Source organism: Ciceribacter sp. L1K23 (assembly GCF_018122705.1).
GTDB lineage: Bacteria > Pseudomonadota > Alphaproteobacteria > Rhizobiales > Rhizobiaceae > Allorhizobium.
This window is the reverse complement of the sequence record NZ_JAGRRC010000001.1, coordinates 1,616,026-1,631,160: the sequence shown is the minus strand read 5'-3', so window position 1 is coordinate 1,631,160 and position 15,135 is coordinate 1,616,026. Positions and strand designations below refer to the sequence as shown.

The 15,135-nt window shown below is 61.6% G+C and carries 17 protein-coding genes and 1 tRNA gene; 4 read left to right on the top strand and 14 right to left on the bottom strand.

The genetic code is table 11. From position 1 onward, the window contains the following. Positions 1-217: 217 nt before the first annotated feature. From J5J10_RS07630 to J5J10_RS07590, 9 genes are all read right to left on the bottom strand, one after another. Entirely contained in the window at positions 218-454 is a 237-nt protein-coding gene (locus J5J10_RS07630; protein WP_208550367.1) for an Lrp/AsnC ligand binding domain-containing protein, read from the bottom strand. Positions 455-506: 52 nt separating this feature from the next. After that, positions 507-1,343: an MBL fold metallo-hydrolase gene (locus tag J5J10_RS07625; protein WP_211929444.1), complete on the bottom strand. Its 837-nt coding sequence runs from the start codon at positions 1,341-1,343 to the stop codon at positions 507-509. Between the two features lie 4 nt (positions 1,344-1,347). Next, entirely contained in the window at positions 1,348-2,127 is a 780-nt protein-coding gene (locus tag J5J10_RS07620; protein ID WP_211929443.1) for a TatD family hydrolase, read from the bottom strand. 4 nt (positions 2,128-2,131) lie between these two features. Continuing rightward, entirely contained in the window at positions 2,132-3,685 is a 1,554-nt protein-coding gene (gene metG, locus J5J10_RS07615; RefSeq protein WP_211929442.1) for a methionine--tRNA ligase, read from the bottom strand. 112 nt (positions 3,686-3,797) lie between these two features. Continuing rightward, complete coding sequence (locus tag J5J10_RS07610) at positions 3,798-4,826, bottom strand: DNA polymerase III subunit delta' (RefSeq protein WP_211929441.1); 1,029 nt, start codon at positions 4,824-4,826, stop codon at positions 3,798-3,800. Next, complete coding sequence (gene tmk / locus J5J10_RS07605) at positions 4,823-5,515, bottom strand: dTMP kinase (RefSeq protein WP_211929440.1); 693 nt, start codon at positions 5,513-5,515, stop codon at positions 4,823-4,825. The genes J5J10_RS07610 and tmk overlap by 4 nt, the downstream gene beginning before the upstream one ends. 114 nt (positions 5,516-5,629) lie before the next feature. Continuing rightward, complete coding sequence (locus J5J10_RS07600; RefSeq protein WP_211929439.1) at positions 5,630-6,787, bottom strand: D-alanyl-D-alanine carboxypeptidase family protein; 1,158 nt, start codon at positions 6,785-6,787, stop codon at positions 5,630-5,632. A 50-nt stretch (positions 6,788-6,837) separates the two neighbouring features. Next, positions 6,838-7,851, bottom strand: coding sequence for a septal ring lytic transglycosylase RlpA family protein (locus J5J10_RS07595; RefSeq protein ID WP_211929438.1), 1,014 nt, complete (start codon positions 7,849-7,851; stop codon positions 6,838-6,840). A gap of 192 nt (positions 7,852-8,043) precedes the next feature. Continuing rightward, positions 8,044-8,322 (bottom strand): hypothetical protein, encoded by a 279-nt coding sequence (locus J5J10_RS07590; RefSeq protein ID WP_211929437.1) that lies wholly within the window; start codon positions 8,320-8,322, stop codon positions 8,044-8,046. Positions 8,323-8,537: 215 nt separating this feature from the next. Between J5J10_RS07590 and J5J10_RS07585 the strand changes: the two genes are divergently transcribed. Continuing rightward, positions 8,538-8,627, top strand: a tRNA-Ser gene (locus J5J10_RS07585). A 274-nt stretch (positions 8,628-8,901) separates the two neighbouring features. Here the strand turns inward: J5J10_RS07585 and J5J10_RS07580 are convergent. Continuing rightward, on the bottom strand, positions 8,902-9,642 hold the full coding sequence (locus tag J5J10_RS07580; protein ID WP_211929436.1) for an SDR family NAD(P)-dependent oxidoreductase: 741 nt from the start codon (positions 9,640-9,642) through the stop codon (positions 8,902-8,904). After that, positions 9,635-9,979 carry a darcynin family protein gene (locus tag J5J10_RS07575; protein ID WP_211929435.1) on the bottom strand — a complete coding sequence of 115 codons (345 nt, stop codon included), beginning with the start codon at positions 9,977-9,979 and terminating at the stop codon, positions 9,635-9,637. Before J5J10_RS07575 ends, J5J10_RS07580 begins: the two co-directional genes overlap by 8 nt. Before the next feature lie 87 nt (positions 9,980-10,066). On the opposite strand from J5J10_RS07575, the gene J5J10_RS07570 reads away from it, so the two are divergent. Further along, positions 10,067-10,654 (top strand): TetR/AcrR family transcriptional regulator, encoded by a 588-nt coding sequence (locus tag J5J10_RS07570; RefSeq protein WP_211929434.1) that lies wholly within the window; start codon positions 10,067-10,069, stop codon positions 10,652-10,654. Between the two features lie 39 nt (positions 10,655-10,693). Here the strand turns inward: J5J10_RS07570 and J5J10_RS07565 are convergent, their stop codons facing one another. Continuing rightward, positions 10,694-11,290 carry a DedA family protein gene (locus tag J5J10_RS07565; protein ID WP_211929433.1) on the bottom strand — a complete coding sequence of 199 codons (597 nt, stop codon included), beginning with the start codon at positions 11,288-11,290 and terminating at the stop codon, positions 10,694-10,696. Next, complete coding sequence (locus tag J5J10_RS07560) at positions 11,287-11,649, bottom strand: hypothetical protein (protein ID WP_208550742.1); 363 nt, start codon at positions 11,647-11,649, stop codon at positions 11,287-11,289. Before J5J10_RS07560 ends, J5J10_RS07565 begins: the two co-directional genes overlap by 4 nt. A 181-nt stretch (positions 11,650-11,830) precedes the next feature. On the opposite strand from J5J10_RS07560, the gene J5J10_RS07555 reads away from it, so the two are divergent. Further along, positions 11,831-13,012, top strand: a complete 1,182-nt coding sequence (locus J5J10_RS07555; RefSeq protein WP_211929432.1) for a TMEM43 family protein — start codon at positions 11,831-11,833, stop codon at positions 13,010-13,012. A gap of 13 nt (positions 13,013-13,025) precedes the next feature. Here the strand turns inward: J5J10_RS07555 and J5J10_RS07550 are convergent, their stop codons facing one another. Beyond that, positions 13,026-14,480, bottom strand: coding sequence for a cobyric acid synthase (locus J5J10_RS07550; protein ID WP_211929431.1), 1,455 nt, complete (start codon positions 14,478-14,480; stop codon positions 13,026-13,028). 237 nt (positions 14,481-14,717) lie between these two features. Here J5J10_RS07550 and J5J10_RS22605 point away from each other — a divergent pair, with 237 nt between their 5' ends. Beyond that, complete coding sequence (locus tag J5J10_RS22605; protein ID WP_282959982.1) at positions 14,718-14,846, top strand: hypothetical protein; 129 nt, start codon at positions 14,718-14,720, stop codon at positions 14,844-14,846. Positions 14,847-15,135: the final 289 nt, after the last annotated feature.

The following is a 15,135-nucleotide window of genomic DNA, read 5'->3' as shown; positions in this document are numbered from 1 at the left end:
ATGGCCATTATTGTCTTCGTTGCATTTGAAAAATGACTTCGAGGCGATGCAATGCTCCCGACGTTGGCGTTGACCAGTGCATCAAGAGGCGAGACTGTCGCATCTCTAACTGGCCCAACTGTCGCATTACTAAATAGCTGTGTGAGATGTCGATTGCATAAGATAGATTATGGAACTAAATGCTATAGGCGCACTTATCGCGAAATCGCACCAGCGCTCAGAAAGCCTTGAAGGTCAGCGTTGTCAGCGTCCGGTCGACGTCTGCGATATCGGCGAAGATGTCATTCACGTATTTCCCCACATCTTCACCTTCTGGCACATAGACCTTCGCCAGGAGATCGTACTCACCGCTGGTCGAGTACAGCTCCGACACCACTTCCTTCTCATAGATCCTGTCGGCTACCTCATAGGTACGCCCGGGCTTGCAGCGAACCTGGATGAAGATGCAGATCATGAGGTTTCCTTTCGGACTTGGACGTTGGGTATCAGTGGCTTGTGGCAGAATACTAATGTGCCGACGGAGAACCGTCGTCGATCTCGACGTCGAACGACATCTGGTCGTAGGCCGGTTCGACGTGCGGCGGAGTTTCGGCCATCACGGTCTCGTAGTCCAGTGGCGTATGCATGTGGGTCAGGATCGCGCGTTTCGGCCCGAGCCGTTCTATCCAGCCGAGCGACTGTTCCAGCGACAGATGGCTCGGATGATGTCGGTATTGCAAGGCGTCGATGACCAGCACGTCGAGATCCGAAAGTTTCGCCACCGTGGTTCCAGGGAAATCGCTGACATCGCAACAATACGCCACGTTGCCGATCCGCAGGCCAAGCGAGATGATGTCGCCGTGCTGTTGGACCAGGGGCAGCAAGGAAATCGGCCCGCCGGCTCCATCGACCACGACGGGCGTCGCAAGATCGTCGATCACGATCGGTTTCACGATCGGCGGATAGCTGCTGCCGGGCGGCGTTTCGAGGCAGTAACCGAACCCTTGCCGGATACGTTCCATGGTCACCGGCTCGGCGTAGATCGGGATTCGATGGTTCTGCATGATGAAATAACCACGCAGGTCGTCGATGCCGTGTAGATGATCCGCGTGGGCGTGCGTGTAGATCACCGCGTCGATTTTCGTCACTCCGGCGGCGATCATCTGCGCCCGGAAATCAGGCCCGGTGTCGACAACCACGACCGTCTTGCCGCCATCCTCGCCGATCTGCTCTATCAGGAAGGACGCGCGTGTCCGCCGGTTGCGCGGATTGGCGGGATCGCAGGCGCCCCAGTCGCCATTGATGCGTGGCACGCCTGGCGAGGACGAGCAGCCGAGAATGGTGAAGCGACGGCGCAGCGACATCCGCTCAGAGCCTCGGCATTTTCGAGAAGATACGGAACGCGTTGTCCGTCGTGATTTTGGCCATCTCCTCGAACGGCAGCCCCTTGGTCTCCGCCAGCACCTCCGCCGTGTTGACGACGTAGGACGGCTCGTTGCGTTTGCCGCGCCAGCGCTTGGGCGCCAGATACGGCGCATCGGTCTCGACCAGCAGCCGGTCGAGCGGCACCTTTGCCGCGATATCGCGCAACTCTGTGGATTTTGGAAAGGTCAGGATGCCGGAGAAGGAAACGTAGCCGCCGAGTTCGACGCCGACCTCGGCCAGCCGCTCGCCGCTGGAAAAGCAGTGCAGGATAAAGGGGAAGGCCCCCTTCCCTGTTTCACCGGTGAGGATCGCAGCCATGTCGTCGTCGGCGCTGCGACTGTGGATCACCAGCGGCAGTTTCGTTTCACGCGCCGCCTCGATATGGCGGATGAGGCCGGTTTTCTGGTCCTCGGGCTTCTGCGTGTCGTAGAAATAGTCTAGCCCCGCCTCGCCGATCGCCACCACTTTTGGATGGGCCGAAAGCTTCACGAGTTCTTCTGCCGTGACGTCAAGCTCGTCGCCGGCATTGTTGGGATGCGTACCGACCGAACAGAACACCGACGGATAACGCTCCGTCAGCGCCAGCAGCGTGTCGAGCTTGCGAACCCGCGTCGAAATCGTCACCATCTGCGCAACGCCGGCCGCGTGCGCCCGTTCGACGAGAGCATCGCGCTCCTCGTCGAAATCGGCGAAATCGAGATGGCAGTGCGTATCGATCAGCATGAACTCAGGCCTTGTCGACTTCCGGCGGAACATAACGCGGGAAGACCGGCTTCGGTGCCTCAAGCGGCGTCCCCGATATGAGCCTGCCGGCCTTGCCAAGCGCAGCAAAGTCGCGCTTGTTCGCCGGCGAAGCAACGAGATCGAGCAGCTTTTCAGCCGAGTCGGGCATATAGGGCGCCAGCAGGAGCGCGATCTGGCGCACCACTTCCGCCGTTACATAGAGCACTGTGCCCATGCGCGCCGGATCGGTCTTCTTCAGCGCCCAGGGCTCCTGGCCGGCGAAGTACCTGTCGGCTTCAGACACCACGGCGATGATCGCCGCGACCGCCTTGTGGATCGCGAGCTTCTCCATCTCCTCGCGGCAAATGGCAAGCAAGCCGTCCACGGACGCGAGCATCGCCTCGTCGGCCTCGGCCAGCGGGCCGCACTCGGGAATCTTGCCGTCGCAGTTCTTGACGATCATCGACAGCGAGCGGCTCGCCAGATTACCGATGCCATTGGCAAGATCGGCATTGATGCGGGTCGCGATCGCCTCCTCGCTATAGCTGCCGTCCTGGCCGAACGACACTTCGCGCATCAGAAAGTATCGCAGCGGATCAAGACCGAAATGATTGACGAGATTGATCGGGTCGACCACGTTGCCGAGCGACTTCGACATCTTCTCGCCCTTGTTGAGCAGGAAGCCGTGCGCGAACACCTTCTTCGGCAGCGGCAGGCCCGCCGACATCAGGAAGGCCGGCCAGTAGACGGCGTGGAAACGGATGATGTCCTTGCCGATGATATGGATGTCGGCCGGCCAGTATTTCGCACGCGGTCCATTGGTGTCTTCGACGTAACCGGTCGCTGTGATGTAGTTGGTCAGCGCATCGACCCAGACATACATCACGTGCTTCGGATCATCCGGTACCTTGATGCCCCAGTCGAACGTGGTGCGCGAGACCGAAAGATCCTTGAGGCCCGATTTGACGAAGGAAATCACCTCGTTCTTGCGCTCGGCAGGACCGATGAAGTCCGGATTGGCTTCATAATGCGCCAGCAGCCGCTCCTGGTATTCGGACAGCTTGAAGAAGTAGCTCTCCTCCTCCACCCACTCGACGGGTGTCCCCTGCGGCCCGTAGCGCACGCCGTCGCCGCGCAGTTCCGTTTCTTCTTCCTGATAGTAGGCTTCGTCGCGGACCGAATACCAGCCGGCATAGCTGTCCTTGTAGATGTCGCCATTGGCGGCCATGCGCCGCCAGACCTCCTGCACGGTCTGGTGATGGCGCTGTTCCGTGGTGCGGATAAAGTCGTCGTTTGAGGCATTGAGCAGCTTGCCCATCGCTCTGAATTCGTCCGAATTGCGCTTGGCGAGCTCTTCCGTCGTCACCCCTTCAGCCCGTGCGGTCTGCTGCATCTTCTGCCCGTGTTCGTCGGTTCCGGTCAGGAAGAACACATCCATGCCGTTGAGGCGCTGGAAGCGCGCGATCGCGTCGGTGGCGATCAGCTCGTAGGCATGGCCGATATGCGGCTTGCCGTTCGGGTAGGCGATGGCAGTGGTGATGTAGAAATTGTTGCTCATGGATGGCCTTCGGAGGCTATGTCTTGAAACGTCACGCCGCTCTTAGCGCATGTCGCCGCTTTGCGAAACACAAGTTTTCTCGCCGGCCGCCATGACGGCAACGCACGCCTTCTCAGCCGAACAAGTCGCCGAAGGCGTCGAGAATCGTCTGTTTCCGGTCGAGATTGTAGGCGGTCGAGACGCGAAAGCGCTCGGCGATGGTTGACGTGAGCCGCGCATGGCGCTCGGCTGTTGCGAGATCCCCTGCCCGCGCCGCCGCCCGTGCCGCGTCGGCCGCATGATCGAGGATGTGCTCGACGAAGAAATCGAACGCCGCCTCGTTGTCGCGACCGCTGAGCGCATCGGCGATCTGGTGCATGGCCTTGCGCTGCGATGGACCCGTCTGCGACACGACCTTGTCGAAGGCGGCGATAATATCGAGGCCTCCATAGTTGATGATCTTCAGCGCGCGCGACACGCTGCCGGCGGCAAGTGACAAGACCTTTTGCGCTTCCTCGTCCGAGCGGAACCCATATCCCAGATGCTTCAGCGCCGCCGTTAGCTCACCGTCGCCAAGCGGCGCGAGCCTCAGAGGCTGGCAGCGCGACCGGATGGTCGGCAACAGCTTGCCCGGGGCATGGCTGAGCACGAGGAACAGGGCGCGCTTCGGCGGCTCCTCGAGAATCTTGAGGATCGCGTTGGCGGCGTTGCGGTTGAGATCGTCGGCCGGGTCGATGATCACGATCCGCCAGTTGCCGCTGCCCGACGTCTGCGAGAAGAAATGCCCTGCCTTGCGCACCTCGTCGACGGTGATCGCCGACTTCGCCTTGCCCGTCTTTTCATCGACGGGCCGCGTCAGGTGCAGAAGATTGTGGCTGGCGCCGCTCGCGATCTGCCGGCTGACTGCGCTTGCCGCATCCGGCGCCGCCAGCCGCTCGGGAGCCGTCGACGGGTCGGGATGGCTGAGCACATGGTTCGCGAAGCGGAAGGCGAGCGTTGCCTTGCCGATACCCTCAGGCCCTTCGATCAGCAGCGCGTGGTGCCCCTTGCCCCAACGATAACTCTGCGCCAGGAAATCCTGCGCCTCCTGATGACCGTAGATGGCCGTGTTGACCGAGGGCGCGATCGCCCCCTCCAACACGCCCGGCGCATTGTCCGTCATGTCGCGCCGACCGTGGTTTTTGCAGAAGCAGCGTGCCCCCGGGCCAACCGCTCCTCAACTTCATCGAGAACCGAACGCGCCACGAAATCGGCCTCCGAACTCGCGTCGACGACGCGGCAGCGGCGCGGATCGGCCGATGCGATCTCGAGGAACGCCTGGCGTCGCCGTTCGTGCGTCTCGAGTTCCTCTTTCTCGAAGCGGTCGGGGTCACCGGCCAGCCCCTGCTCGCCGGCCCGACGCTGCGCGCGCTCCAGACCAACACTGGCAGGAAGATCAAGGATAACAGTAAGATCGGGACGCACGCCGTTGATCGCGATCCGCTCGAGCGCATCGATGAGGTCGGACGGAAGATCGCCGGTCACGCCCTGGTAGACACGGGAGGAATCCATGAACCGGTCGCAGAGCACGATGAAGCCTTTGCCGAGCGCCGGGCGGATGACGTTCTCGACGTGATCGTTGCGGGCCGCGGCGAAAAGGATGGCTTCCATCGCCGTGCCGAACGGCTCGGCCGCCCCCGACAGAAGAACGTGGCGCAGCGCCTCCGCGCCCGGTGAGCCGCCCGGTTCGCGCGTCGTCAGCACGTCATGTCCGGCCCTCCGCAGGGAATCGGCAAGGCGGCGAATCTGGGTCGACTTGCCAGCCCCCTCGCCTCCCTCGAACGTCACGAACAATCCCTTAGCCTGCGTCAAAACCCTGATTCCGTCTCGTGCGGTGCAATTGGCACCTGTTTAGCGCATGTTGCCGTCCATCGAAACAGCGCAAACGCGGCTTGCGCCGCCCAACGCAGCTTTGTCTGCTGGCGATCACAGCCAGAAGAACAGCAGCTCCACCAAGGCGTCCCATGCCTGCTGGCGAAGCGTGCCCTTTTCGACCGCGGCAACCGTGACAAGTGGCACGGTCCGCAACACCCGCTCGCCCGCGAGAATGCGCAGCTCGCCGACGCTTTGCTCGGCCTCGACGGGTGCCGTCAAGGGCCAGCGATAGACGATACGGGCGCTCAGCCGGTCGGGATTGTTGACCGGCAGGAAGACGTCGACACCGGATGTCGGCTTGAGATCGACCGTCGACACCGCGCCACCGTAGACACTGGCGGCCCCGACCGCTTCGCCGGCCTTGAAAAGCGAACGCCGTTCGAATTTGGTTTGCCCCCACTGCAGCACCCGTATGCTTTCCTCGGTCCGCTCCTTCTCGCTCGCAAGCCCGCTCATTGCCAGAAACAGCCGCACGCCGTTTGCTTCCGCCGATGTCACGATCGCAAATCCGCTTTCCTCCGCATAGCCGCTGGTCAGCCCGTCGACGCCGAGAGCGAGGGCAAGCAGGTTGTTACGGTTGCGCTGCAGGATCTTGTTCCACTCGAATTCGGTCTGCGCCAGCAACCGGTATTGCTCCGGATAAGTCGCGTGCAGATGGCGCGCCAGCGTCACCATATCGGCAAGTGTCGTCCTGTTGCCGGGATCAGGAAGGCCCGTCGCGTTCGAAAACGTGGAGTTCTTGAGACCGATCGCCTTTGCCCGATCCGTCATGCGCGCCGCGAAAGCCGCCTCGCTTCCAGCCATCCCTTCCGCCAGAATGATGCAGCCGTCATTGGCCATCTGCACGGCGATGCCCTTCAGGAGATCCTCGACGCGGATCGTCGATTTCAGTGCGGCGAACATCGTCGAGGTCCGCGACGGCGCGCCGCCCGTCCGCCATGCATGTTCCGAGACGGTGTAGGTGGTATCAAGCGTGATCTCGCCCCGTTTCAGGGCATCGAAAACGACTTCCAGCGTCATCAGCTTGGCAAGCGACGCCGGCGGGAACACCTCGTTCTCACCCTTGGCAAGCAGCACGGTGCCCGTTGAGTCCTCGATCATCAGCACGCGCGGCGCCTTCGCCTCAAAGCCGGGCGCCTCCTGGGCTCGGATGGCAGGCGTCGTCAGAACAAGGAAAATCAGCGCCAGGACGGCGAGGCAGGTCCGCATGGTGATGTCCGTCTCGCGGCCCGGCGGGACCGCATGGAAATGCGTTTGCGTCAGCGTTGACCGGCCGGCGCGCGTCGCGCGGCGAAAGCCTGAATCGCCGCTTCAGTGAGGCGGTCATCTCGCACCAGAATGGCCTCGAATGCAAGCGCCGACGCGGGTTCCTCGCTGCTCGCATAGGCCGATGACAGCGTACCGTCGCCGAGCGCGAAACTGCGATCGGGGCGCTCCGGGGGGACAGGCCCGATCTCAGGCAGCAAAATGAATTGCATGAATGCGTCGCCGTTCGAACTATCGGCGGATACCGTCGCGAATGCGGTGGCCGTTGACTGCGGAGCAGGTGACGGTGTCGGTGCCGCGACCGGCACGACTGAGGTGGCCTGCGCGCTGGCGGAGGCCACCATGATACCCGGACCGCCGATGCCATCGGGCATCACCTGCGGCAGGCGGCTGCCTTTGGGCGAATAGGAGGCCATCAGGAACGGCATGTCGTGACCGTCCATGCGCGCCGGTCCGACATACTCGACGCGGACCCGTGCGGTACCGGTCCCCTTCATGTCGAGCAGGTCCGCCGTCTTTTCTGAGACATCGATGATCCGGCCCTGGTGGAACGGTCCGCGATCGTTGACGCGCACCACCACCGAGCTACCGTTTTCCATGTTGGTGACCCGCGCATAACTGGGCAGCGGCATCGTCGGGTGCGCGGCGGATATATGGTACTGGTCGTAGACCTCGCCATTTGCCGTCTTGCGGCCGTGAAAAGCCGAACCGTACCAGGAGGCGAGCCCTGTCGCCTCGTAGTCCGGATTGAGTTTAGGCACATAGGTCTTGCCCCGCACCACATAGGGCTTGCCGACGAGATATCGTCCGCCGCCCTTGGGCACGTTCTTGCCGGAAGCGACCCGCGGGCTTGCTTTCACGCCGTATTCGGATTCGGCAAAATATTCCTTGGAACGGGCCTTCTTTTTCTCACCGGTGGTCGACGAACACGAGGCGACCCCAATGCACACGACCGACAAGGCGAGCCAACGCGCGGCTCCAGCGAATGTCGCGATTTTCTTACTCATGATACTCGCGTACTCAACATCACCATTCACGAGCATTGCCACGCCGACATTGCCCCAAACTGTCGTCGCCAAGACAGAATGATCCGAAAGACGACGACACGATGGACGCGAAAAGCACCCCTCATCCCCAGACTTTATGCTGGGACTGGTATATCAAGGATTAACGGGGGGCAGACGGTGCCCTTCGGACGGCTATGAACCAAGCCCAGGTGATGACGTCATGCGTTCGCGCCGGAAATTGACCACGATGACATTGTCTGTTTGCCGTATAACGGGTCGTCCATCGTCGATAACGACGGTCGCAGGCGTTTCTGCCGCCGGTCTTGCCGGCTGTTGGACAGGCGCGGCCTCCTCGGGCTTCCGAAGATCTCGGATGGTGGAATAAAGCTGCGACACCAGCTTCTTGTAATAGGCGACAATCTTCTGGTGTTCGTCGCGGGAGATGTATCGCTCGTTCAGCCATTCGGTCATCGGTTTGTCGCTCCTCTCTTTGCAGCGATCAATTCCCGGCGCCGGCCTTGGTTCCCTCCCCGCGGTTAACGCGAGGTCGGTGGTTAACCAAAATATCTTTCGGCAGCCCTTCTGTCGCAGGTCGAGACGACCGCAAACGACATCTCTTGATGATGTCACGCCCATGCGCAGATTGACGCTGCGACCAAAGCTGCTAAAAGGCCGCAATCGAGCATGGAAGAGTGTCCGAGTGGTTTAAGGAACCGGTCTTGAAAACCGGCGTGCGGGAAACCGTACCGTGGGTTCGAATCCCACCTCTTCCGCCAATTCGCCTTCTGTCCATACCGAAGACATAGGTAACATCGTGTACCTAAGACATGGGTGACAACCTCGTGCCGAACGGGTTGTCGATGGTTTGCAAAGTCCTCTGCTCCAGGACCGAAATCTCTCTCCACGGCATCAACACCTCCCGCCAAAAGGCAAAAAGTGTTACCCATGTCTTCGGTACAAAACGTCACCTATCTCTCAGGTCGGACATTCGAAAATCCTCGCTTTCCCGGACGTGCTGCTAACTTGCAATTATTGGCGCTAGGAGAGGTATCAGTCGAAGCTAGCCGGGACCGACCCCAGGAGAAGATGTCGTGCGACTCCTGGTGCCAGACGATTGATCAGACGAAGTATCCGGGCCTTTCCTATCCACATTTCGGACTTCCCACCGTTCAGCCCATCCAGGATGGCCGCAGCGGCAACTTTCGCGTCGATCTTGCCTCTGCCACGTCCTGAGGTCATCTCGGTGTCGACCAGCGGCAAAAACGCCTCGCTTACCAGCACGTTGGGCCAGGCTCGGGCCCGTCCGCGCAGCGCGATTGTCGTGTTTCCGAGACCCGCCTTTGCGGCGCAGTATGCTGGCGCCGCGACTTTTGGCGCGAGAGCAAGTCCGCTGTTCACATTGCAAACGAACCCCTTTGGGGCGGTGGCGATTGTGGCGAGCAGCCCGTATGACAGGCAGAGCGGCGCGACCAGATCGACAAAAACGTCCGCCACCACGCTTTTCACGAGGTCGACGGGCGCTGATGTGACAAGGTCGAGCTCCGTCTGGATCGCCGCATTGTTGATTAATCCCCGCGGCGCAAGCGCGTTCAGTGTGTCTATCAAGGTCGGAAGTTGCGTGGGCTTGGAAAGGTCACAGGCAACGAAGCGAAAACCCTCCGTCTCTGGAAGATCGGGAGGATGGCGCGAGACGCCGACGACGGTTTGACCCGTAGCAAGCAACTGCCGAACGAGTTCGAGACCAATCCCCCGGCTTGCACCGGTGACGATAATCGGGCGGTCGTCAATCATATTGCGGCATCTCGCCTTCATAACGCTGCCAACCGTTTTCGATGGCGGCCAGGATTGCCACCTGTTCGAAATAGGGCACCGCAAACAGGGGTGTATCGCGCAGCCGCTCCATGATGGCGTGGAGCGTACGGACCGAAGGCACCGACACCATCCATATATCGGAGCACAAGGTGGTGAAGGCCTCGCTGTCAAACTGCCGAACACTGATGCCGGTCTCGACCGGTACCGCTTCCTGGCCGATCCGTCGGCGTTGCTCTCTGGGCAATGCCAGCCATGACGGAAGGGCGCGGACAAGAACAAAGACAGTCAACTCGTCCTGTTGAGAACAATCTCGCATGCAAACCTCCTTGATTACCGGGTTCGATCTGCATTATCGAGTAATTACTCAGTTTTCCTACTCGCATTCTGCTGGATGGACTGTTACATGCCGAAAGCCCCGAGGGAGCCCCGAAAGACGCCCCGACAACGCCGGGCGGTCGCGACATGCGCCGCCATCGTCGAGGCGGCGGCTCGCATACTCGAAGAGGGTGGTGTTGTGTCGATCAACACCAATCTCGTTGCCGAAAGAGCCGGGGTGAGTATCGGCACGCTCTATCAGTACTATCCGGACAAGGAAGCGATCCTCGTGGCTCTTGTCCGTCGTGAGCGCGAAAGCCTGCTCGAGAGCTTGCGCACCATCGCCGCAAACAGCCCGACGGCTTTGGAGGAAATGGTCGAGCTATCGATACGACACCAATTCGGGCGACCACGTCTTGCCGCGGCGCTCGAGGTCGCGGAAACGACGCTCCACCTCGATGCCGAGGCAACCAAGATGACGCGGGAAATCGCGGAACTGTCCTCCGAGCTGCTCGTTGCGCGTTTCGGTCAGCTTGACCGCGTCGAGCTCCTGACTGCCGTCATCATCGGACGCGCGGTTATAAACGCGGCGGGCGAAGGCCAGCTGCCTGAGACGGCGTTGCTGGACCGCGTCGTAAATTCGGTGAGCGGCTATCTCGAAAAGGTTCGGGGCTAGGCCATCGGCGAACCGCAAGCCCCGGCCGTAACACGAAAGCTATTTTTCATGTGTGTCGTCGGATCGCATCGCCACCAACAACCAGTATCCAAGCCCCAGCGCCACTAGCGCCGCGGCGACAAAGCCCAACAGGTTGGTGGCCATGTCTGACGCAACTTCCAGGTTTCCGGTGAAACCGTAGCCGAGACCGACATAGAGGCTGACCCAGACCATCTCGCCGGCGATGCCCCAGAGTGTGAAGGAAAGCCAGGATTGCCCTGCCGCGCCGGCGGCAAAATTGACATACGGACCGAGCGCCGAAGCGAACCACCGGGACAGAAAGACCGCCAGCGCTCCCTTCTCGACCAGCATCGCCCGGGCCTTGTCCACGAGATTGGAGCGTGTCGACAGGTGCCTGAGAAACGGCTCGCCCCGCCATCGACCGATTCCGAATCCCGTCTGATCGCCGGCGATCGCCCCTGCGAGGGCATATCCGGCGCTTTCGGCAAGCGTCAGGTCGCCGGAGGCGACAAAACCGCCCGCCGTCAGCATCAGCACGGATGCCGGGATCGGTACGCCGAGACAGGAGATGAAGGTCGAAAACGCCAGCAGGTGCACGCCATATTGCGGCACAAGGCCGATCAGCCATTCCGTCATGGATCGACTGCCCTGCCCGCAAGCGGCGCGAGAGCGCGAACCGCTTGATCGACGTCGGCAATCAGTGCCTCGACGGGGACGCCTTTTTCCTGAGCCAGGTCCTCCAGACGCTGACGCTTGCCGCGTCTGAAAGGCAGTTGCACCGCCTCGGCCAGTTCCTCGGGATCGACCTGCCAGCTCCGGGCCACATAGCCGATGGTCATCCAGGGCCTGACGGTCTCGTTCTGATGCGTCTGCCAGTAGGCGACCTGATAGAGAAAGCGACCGGCAAAGACCAGCGCGACCACCGAAGACACGACGAAGGCCGAGAAAAGCAGCGGGTGCTTCCGGGAAAGCGTTCTCACGGCATCAATCGCCATCGGGCCCCTCCAGTCTCTTCAGCCGGCGTCCCTGCATTTCCGGCTTACGCATCCATGAAACCCGCTTATCGCTCCGTCAAGCTTAACTCCGCCCGAGATGCTTGCGACCATCTTGCTAAATCCTCGGAATCCTAACATTGATACGCGCGATGGCCACGCGCCATCGAGGGGGCAATACATCATGGATACGTTTACAAAGACCACGAGCACCTCGTGGTTCCAACGGCTGGGCCAGTCGCTGGCAGGCATTCTGATCGGCATCGTGCTTGTCCTTGGCTCGATCGTCCTGCTCTTCTGGAACGAGGGACGCACGGTGAAGACGGCCCGCGCACTTGAGGAAGGCGCCGGCATCGTCCAGACGATCGACCCAAAGGGTGATCTCGTCGCGGCCAATGGAAAGCTGGTGCATTTCACCGGCACCTTCGAATCGGAAGGCATCGCCGCCGACGCCGAGTTTCCCGGTATTGCCGCGCCCGAAGGCTCCGCCGCCCTCGTCCGCACCGTCGAGATGTACCAGTGGCGCGAAACGCAGAAATCGGAAACGCGCACCAAGCTTGGCGGCGGCGAGGAGACGGTCACGACCTATACCTATGAAAAGGTTTGGTCCGACAACGCGATCGATAGCAGCCGGTTCGAAAAGCCCGAAGGACACGCCAATCCACCCATGCCTTACGAGAGTCGCACCTTCGAGGTCACCGGCGGGACGGTCGGCTCGATAGAGCTCGGACCGGATGCCTTTGGCGGGCTGGGCGCGTCCAAAACCCTTCCCCCCACGCCTGACATGCTCTCCGCCATCGAGGCGGTGACGGGCTCGGGCCAGCGGGTCGTCCTCGAAAACGGCAAGGTCAGCATCCGCAGGGGCGACACCGACGAGATCGGCGCGCTGCGCATCGGCTATAGCGTCCGCACCATCGGCGACATCAGCGCCGTCGGACGTCTGGACGGCGGGCTTCTCACCGCCTACACCGCTTCGAACGGCAACGCGATTCTGCTGGCGGAGGACGGCACAGCGTCGGCGCAGCAGATGTTCGATACCGCCATATCCGGTAACGCCCTAATCGCCTGGGTTCTGCGGCTGGTTGGCTTCATCGCCATGCTGATCGGCTTCAATCTGGTCTTCTCGGTCATCGGCGTGGCCGGCGACATCATTCCGCTGGTCGGAAGCCTGCTGCGGTTTGCAACGGGCATCGTCGCCTTCGCGCTCGCCGCCTTCGGCAGTCTGCTCGTCATCGGCATCGCCTGGTTCTGGTACCGGCCAGTTCTCTCGCTGGCCCTGATCGGTGGCGGTATCGTTATCGCGTTGGTGGCGATGCGGTTTGCGAAATCCCGGGCAACCTCTAAAGCAGCCGCCGTGGCCGCCTGAGATAGCGGCGCGCTCACCCCATGAGCGCGTCGAGCCACTCGCGCGAGAGCGTCCGTTCCAGGTCTGCCGCGATCGCATCGAGCGCATCCTCGACCCCCTGCCGGAAATTCGCCCCGCTGGCTTCGACTCCGAGGCTCGACAGCAGGTGCGCCCGATAGGAATCACTGTCGAACAGCCCGTGCAGATAGGTGCCCGTGACCCGGCCGTCGGCGGAGATCGCGCCCTCGGCCCGGCCGTCGACCGACACCGCCGGCCGCACGCAGTCAGGTCCGGTCGTCACGCCAAGATGGATCTCGTATCCGGTGAGATCGGCATCGAATTCCAGCGAGCGGGCGACCGTGTTGCGCACGGTCTTTTCCGGCGCCATGTCCGTTTCGACATCGAGGAATCCAAGACCTGCGACCTCGTGATTGCTGCCCTCTATGCCGAGCGGATCGCGAACCACACGACCTAGCATTTGGTATCCCCCACAAAGGCCGATAATCCGTCCCCCGCGCTGCCGATGCCGCTCGATGTCACGATCCCAACCCTGCGCCCTCAGGTCGATGAGGTCCGCTATGGTCGATTTCGATCCTGGCAGGACTATAAGCGCCGCATCCTCCGGAAACCGTGTCCCCGGCTGCACGAACACCACCTCAACGTTCGGCTCCGCCATCAGCGGGTCGAGATCGTCGAAATTGGCGATCCGCGACAGAACCGGCACGGCGACGACGACGCCTCTGCCCGCAGGCCGCGACAGTTTCTCGAGCGCCACCGAGTCTTCGGCCGGTAATAGCCGCGCCGCCTTTAGCCACGGCACCACGCCGAAGCACGGCCAACCGGTAAACCCACCGATCGCCGAAATCCCGTCATCGAACAGCGTCACGTCGCCGCGAAACTTGTTGATGATGTAGCCGGAGATCATCCGCCGGTCTTCCTCAGGCAAAATCGTATGCGTTCCGACCAGCGAGGCGATGACCCCGCCGCGATCGATGTCGCCCACCAGCACGACCGGCACGCCGGCCCGCGTCGCAAACCCCATATTGGCGATGTCGCCGGCGCGAAGGTTGATTTCGGCCGGTGACCCGGCACCCTCGACGATCACCAGATCGACGCCCGCGCGCATGGTCTCGTAGCTTTCCATCACCGCCGCCATAAGGCCGGGCTTCAGAGCCTGATAGTCCCGTCCCCGTGCCTGCCCCGTGACTTTGCCCTGGACGACAATCTGGCTTCCTGTTTCAGACTGCGGCTTCAGCAGCACCGGATTCATGTGCACCGACGGCGGCACGCGACAGGCCAGCGCTTGCAACCACTGCGCTCGCCCCATCTCGCCGCCGTCGGCGGCGACGGCCGCATTGTTCGACATGTTCTGCGGCTTGAACGGGCGCACCGAAAGTCCCCGGTTCGAAGCGAGTCGGCAGAGACCCGCGACAAGTATCGTCTTTCCGACATCAGAGCCCGTGCCCTGCAGCATAATCGATTTGCTCATGTCGCTTTCGGTCACGCCCCTCGCCATCGGCCTGCCGCGCTTATGCCGCGTTTTAGCCTTGTTTTCCAGACGTTTCAGTCATCCGCCGCACGCCATCCCAAACTTGGCGTGCCGTTTTTGCGACCGACCGCTGAATTGCGACATCCTGCGGCGCCGGCAGGCACGAGCGGTGTCGGCGACAGGCATATTCCCACTTCAAGAAATACGAAAGAGGGCCGTGGTGGCCGGGAGTTGAAAATGATCTACGTCTTCACCGAGAAGAACAGCATCCGCATCGTCTGGAATTCCGAGCCGGCACCGGCGAAGCGGGCCGCGAACTGGGAAAGCTGGCGCCCCTTGGCGCGTCGCGTCCTCGGCAATCGCTGAACTCATCAGGTCATGGTGTGAAAATGCGCTCCGGCACGCAAAACCTGAGCCGGAGCGCTACGGTCGCTGACCGCTGAAATTCGTTTTAAAGCGACATTCTTACCGGACCGTTAGTGTCCAATAACCAAATTTGTGCCGATACCGGGCGACGCAGAGAAGACACTGTGCGTCTCACGTGGACACGCAAATTTCCTTGTTGTCGTTCCCTCCCCTAAAAGCGCTGTGAGAGCGGCGGAAAAGACCGTCTTGCGGGCTTTATCTGCATGAAAAGGTTGATTTCCGTGGCGGA

What these genes read in the sequence shown, in the direction of transcription:
- J5J10_RS07630 (WP_208550367.1), bottom strand. Translation starts at nt 454, where the DNA reads ATGATCTGCATCTTCATCCAGGTTCGCTGCAAGCCCGGGCGTACCTAT.
- J5J10_RS07625 (WP_211929444.1), bottom strand. Translation starts at nt 1,343, where the DNA reads ATGTCGCTGCGCCGTCGCTTCACCATTCTCGGCTGCTCGTCCTCGCCA.
- J5J10_RS07620 (WP_211929443.1), bottom strand. Translation starts at nt 2,127, where the DNA reads ATGCTGATCGATACGCACTGCCATCTCGATTTCGCCGATTTCGACGAG.
- metG (WP_211929442.1), bottom strand. Translation starts at nt 3,685, where the DNA reads ATGAGCAACAATTTCTACATCACCACTGCCATCGCCTACCCGAACGGC.
- J5J10_RS07610 (WP_211929441.1), bottom strand. Translation starts at nt 4,826, where the DNA reads ATGACGGACAATGCGCCGGGCGTGTTGGAGGGGGCGATCGCGCCCTCG.
- J5J10_RS07600 (WP_211929439.1), bottom strand. Translation starts at nt 6,787, where the DNA reads ATGCGGACCTGCCTCGCCGTCCTGGCGCTGATTTTCCTTGTTCTGACG.
- J5J10_RS07595 (WP_211929438.1), bottom strand. Translation starts at nt 7,851, where the DNA reads ATGAGTAAGAAAATCGCGACATTCGCTGGAGCCGCGCGTTGGCTCGCC.
- J5J10_RS07590 (WP_211929437.1), bottom strand. Translation starts at nt 8,322, where the DNA reads ATGACCGAATGGCTGAACGAGCGATACATCTCCCGCGACGAACACCAG.
- J5J10_RS07580 (WP_211929436.1), bottom strand. Translation starts at nt 9,642, where the DNA reads ATGATTGACGACCGCCCGATTATCGTCACCGGTGCAAGCCGGGGGATT.
- J5J10_RS07575 (WP_211929435.1), bottom strand. Translation starts at nt 9,979, where the DNA reads ATGCGAGATTGTTCTCAACAGGACGAGTTGACTGTCTTTGTTCTTGTC.
- J5J10_RS07570 (WP_211929434.1), top strand. Translation starts at nt 10,067, where the DNA reads ATGCCGAAAGCCCCGAGGGAGCCCCGAAAGACGCCCCGACAACGCCGG.
- J5J10_RS07565 (WP_211929433.1), bottom strand. Translation starts at nt 11,290, where the DNA reads ATGACGGAATGGCTGATCGGCCTTGTGCCGCAATATGGCGTGCACCTG.
- J5J10_RS07560 (WP_208550742.1), bottom strand. Translation starts at nt 11,649, where the DNA reads ATGGCGATTGATGCCGTGAGAACGCTTTCCCGGAAGCACCCGCTGCTT.
- J5J10_RS07555 (WP_211929432.1), top strand. Translation starts at nt 11,831, where the DNA reads ATGGATACGTTTACAAAGACCACGAGCACCTCGTGGTTCCAACGGCTG.
- J5J10_RS07550 (WP_211929431.1), bottom strand. Translation starts at nt 14,480, where the DNA reads ATGAGCAAATCGATTATGCTGCAGGGCACGGGCTCTGATGTCGGAAAG.
- J5J10_RS22605 (WP_282959982.1), top strand. Translation starts at nt 14,718, where the DNA reads ATGATCTACGTCTTCACCGAGAAGAACAGCATCCGCATCGTCTGGAAT.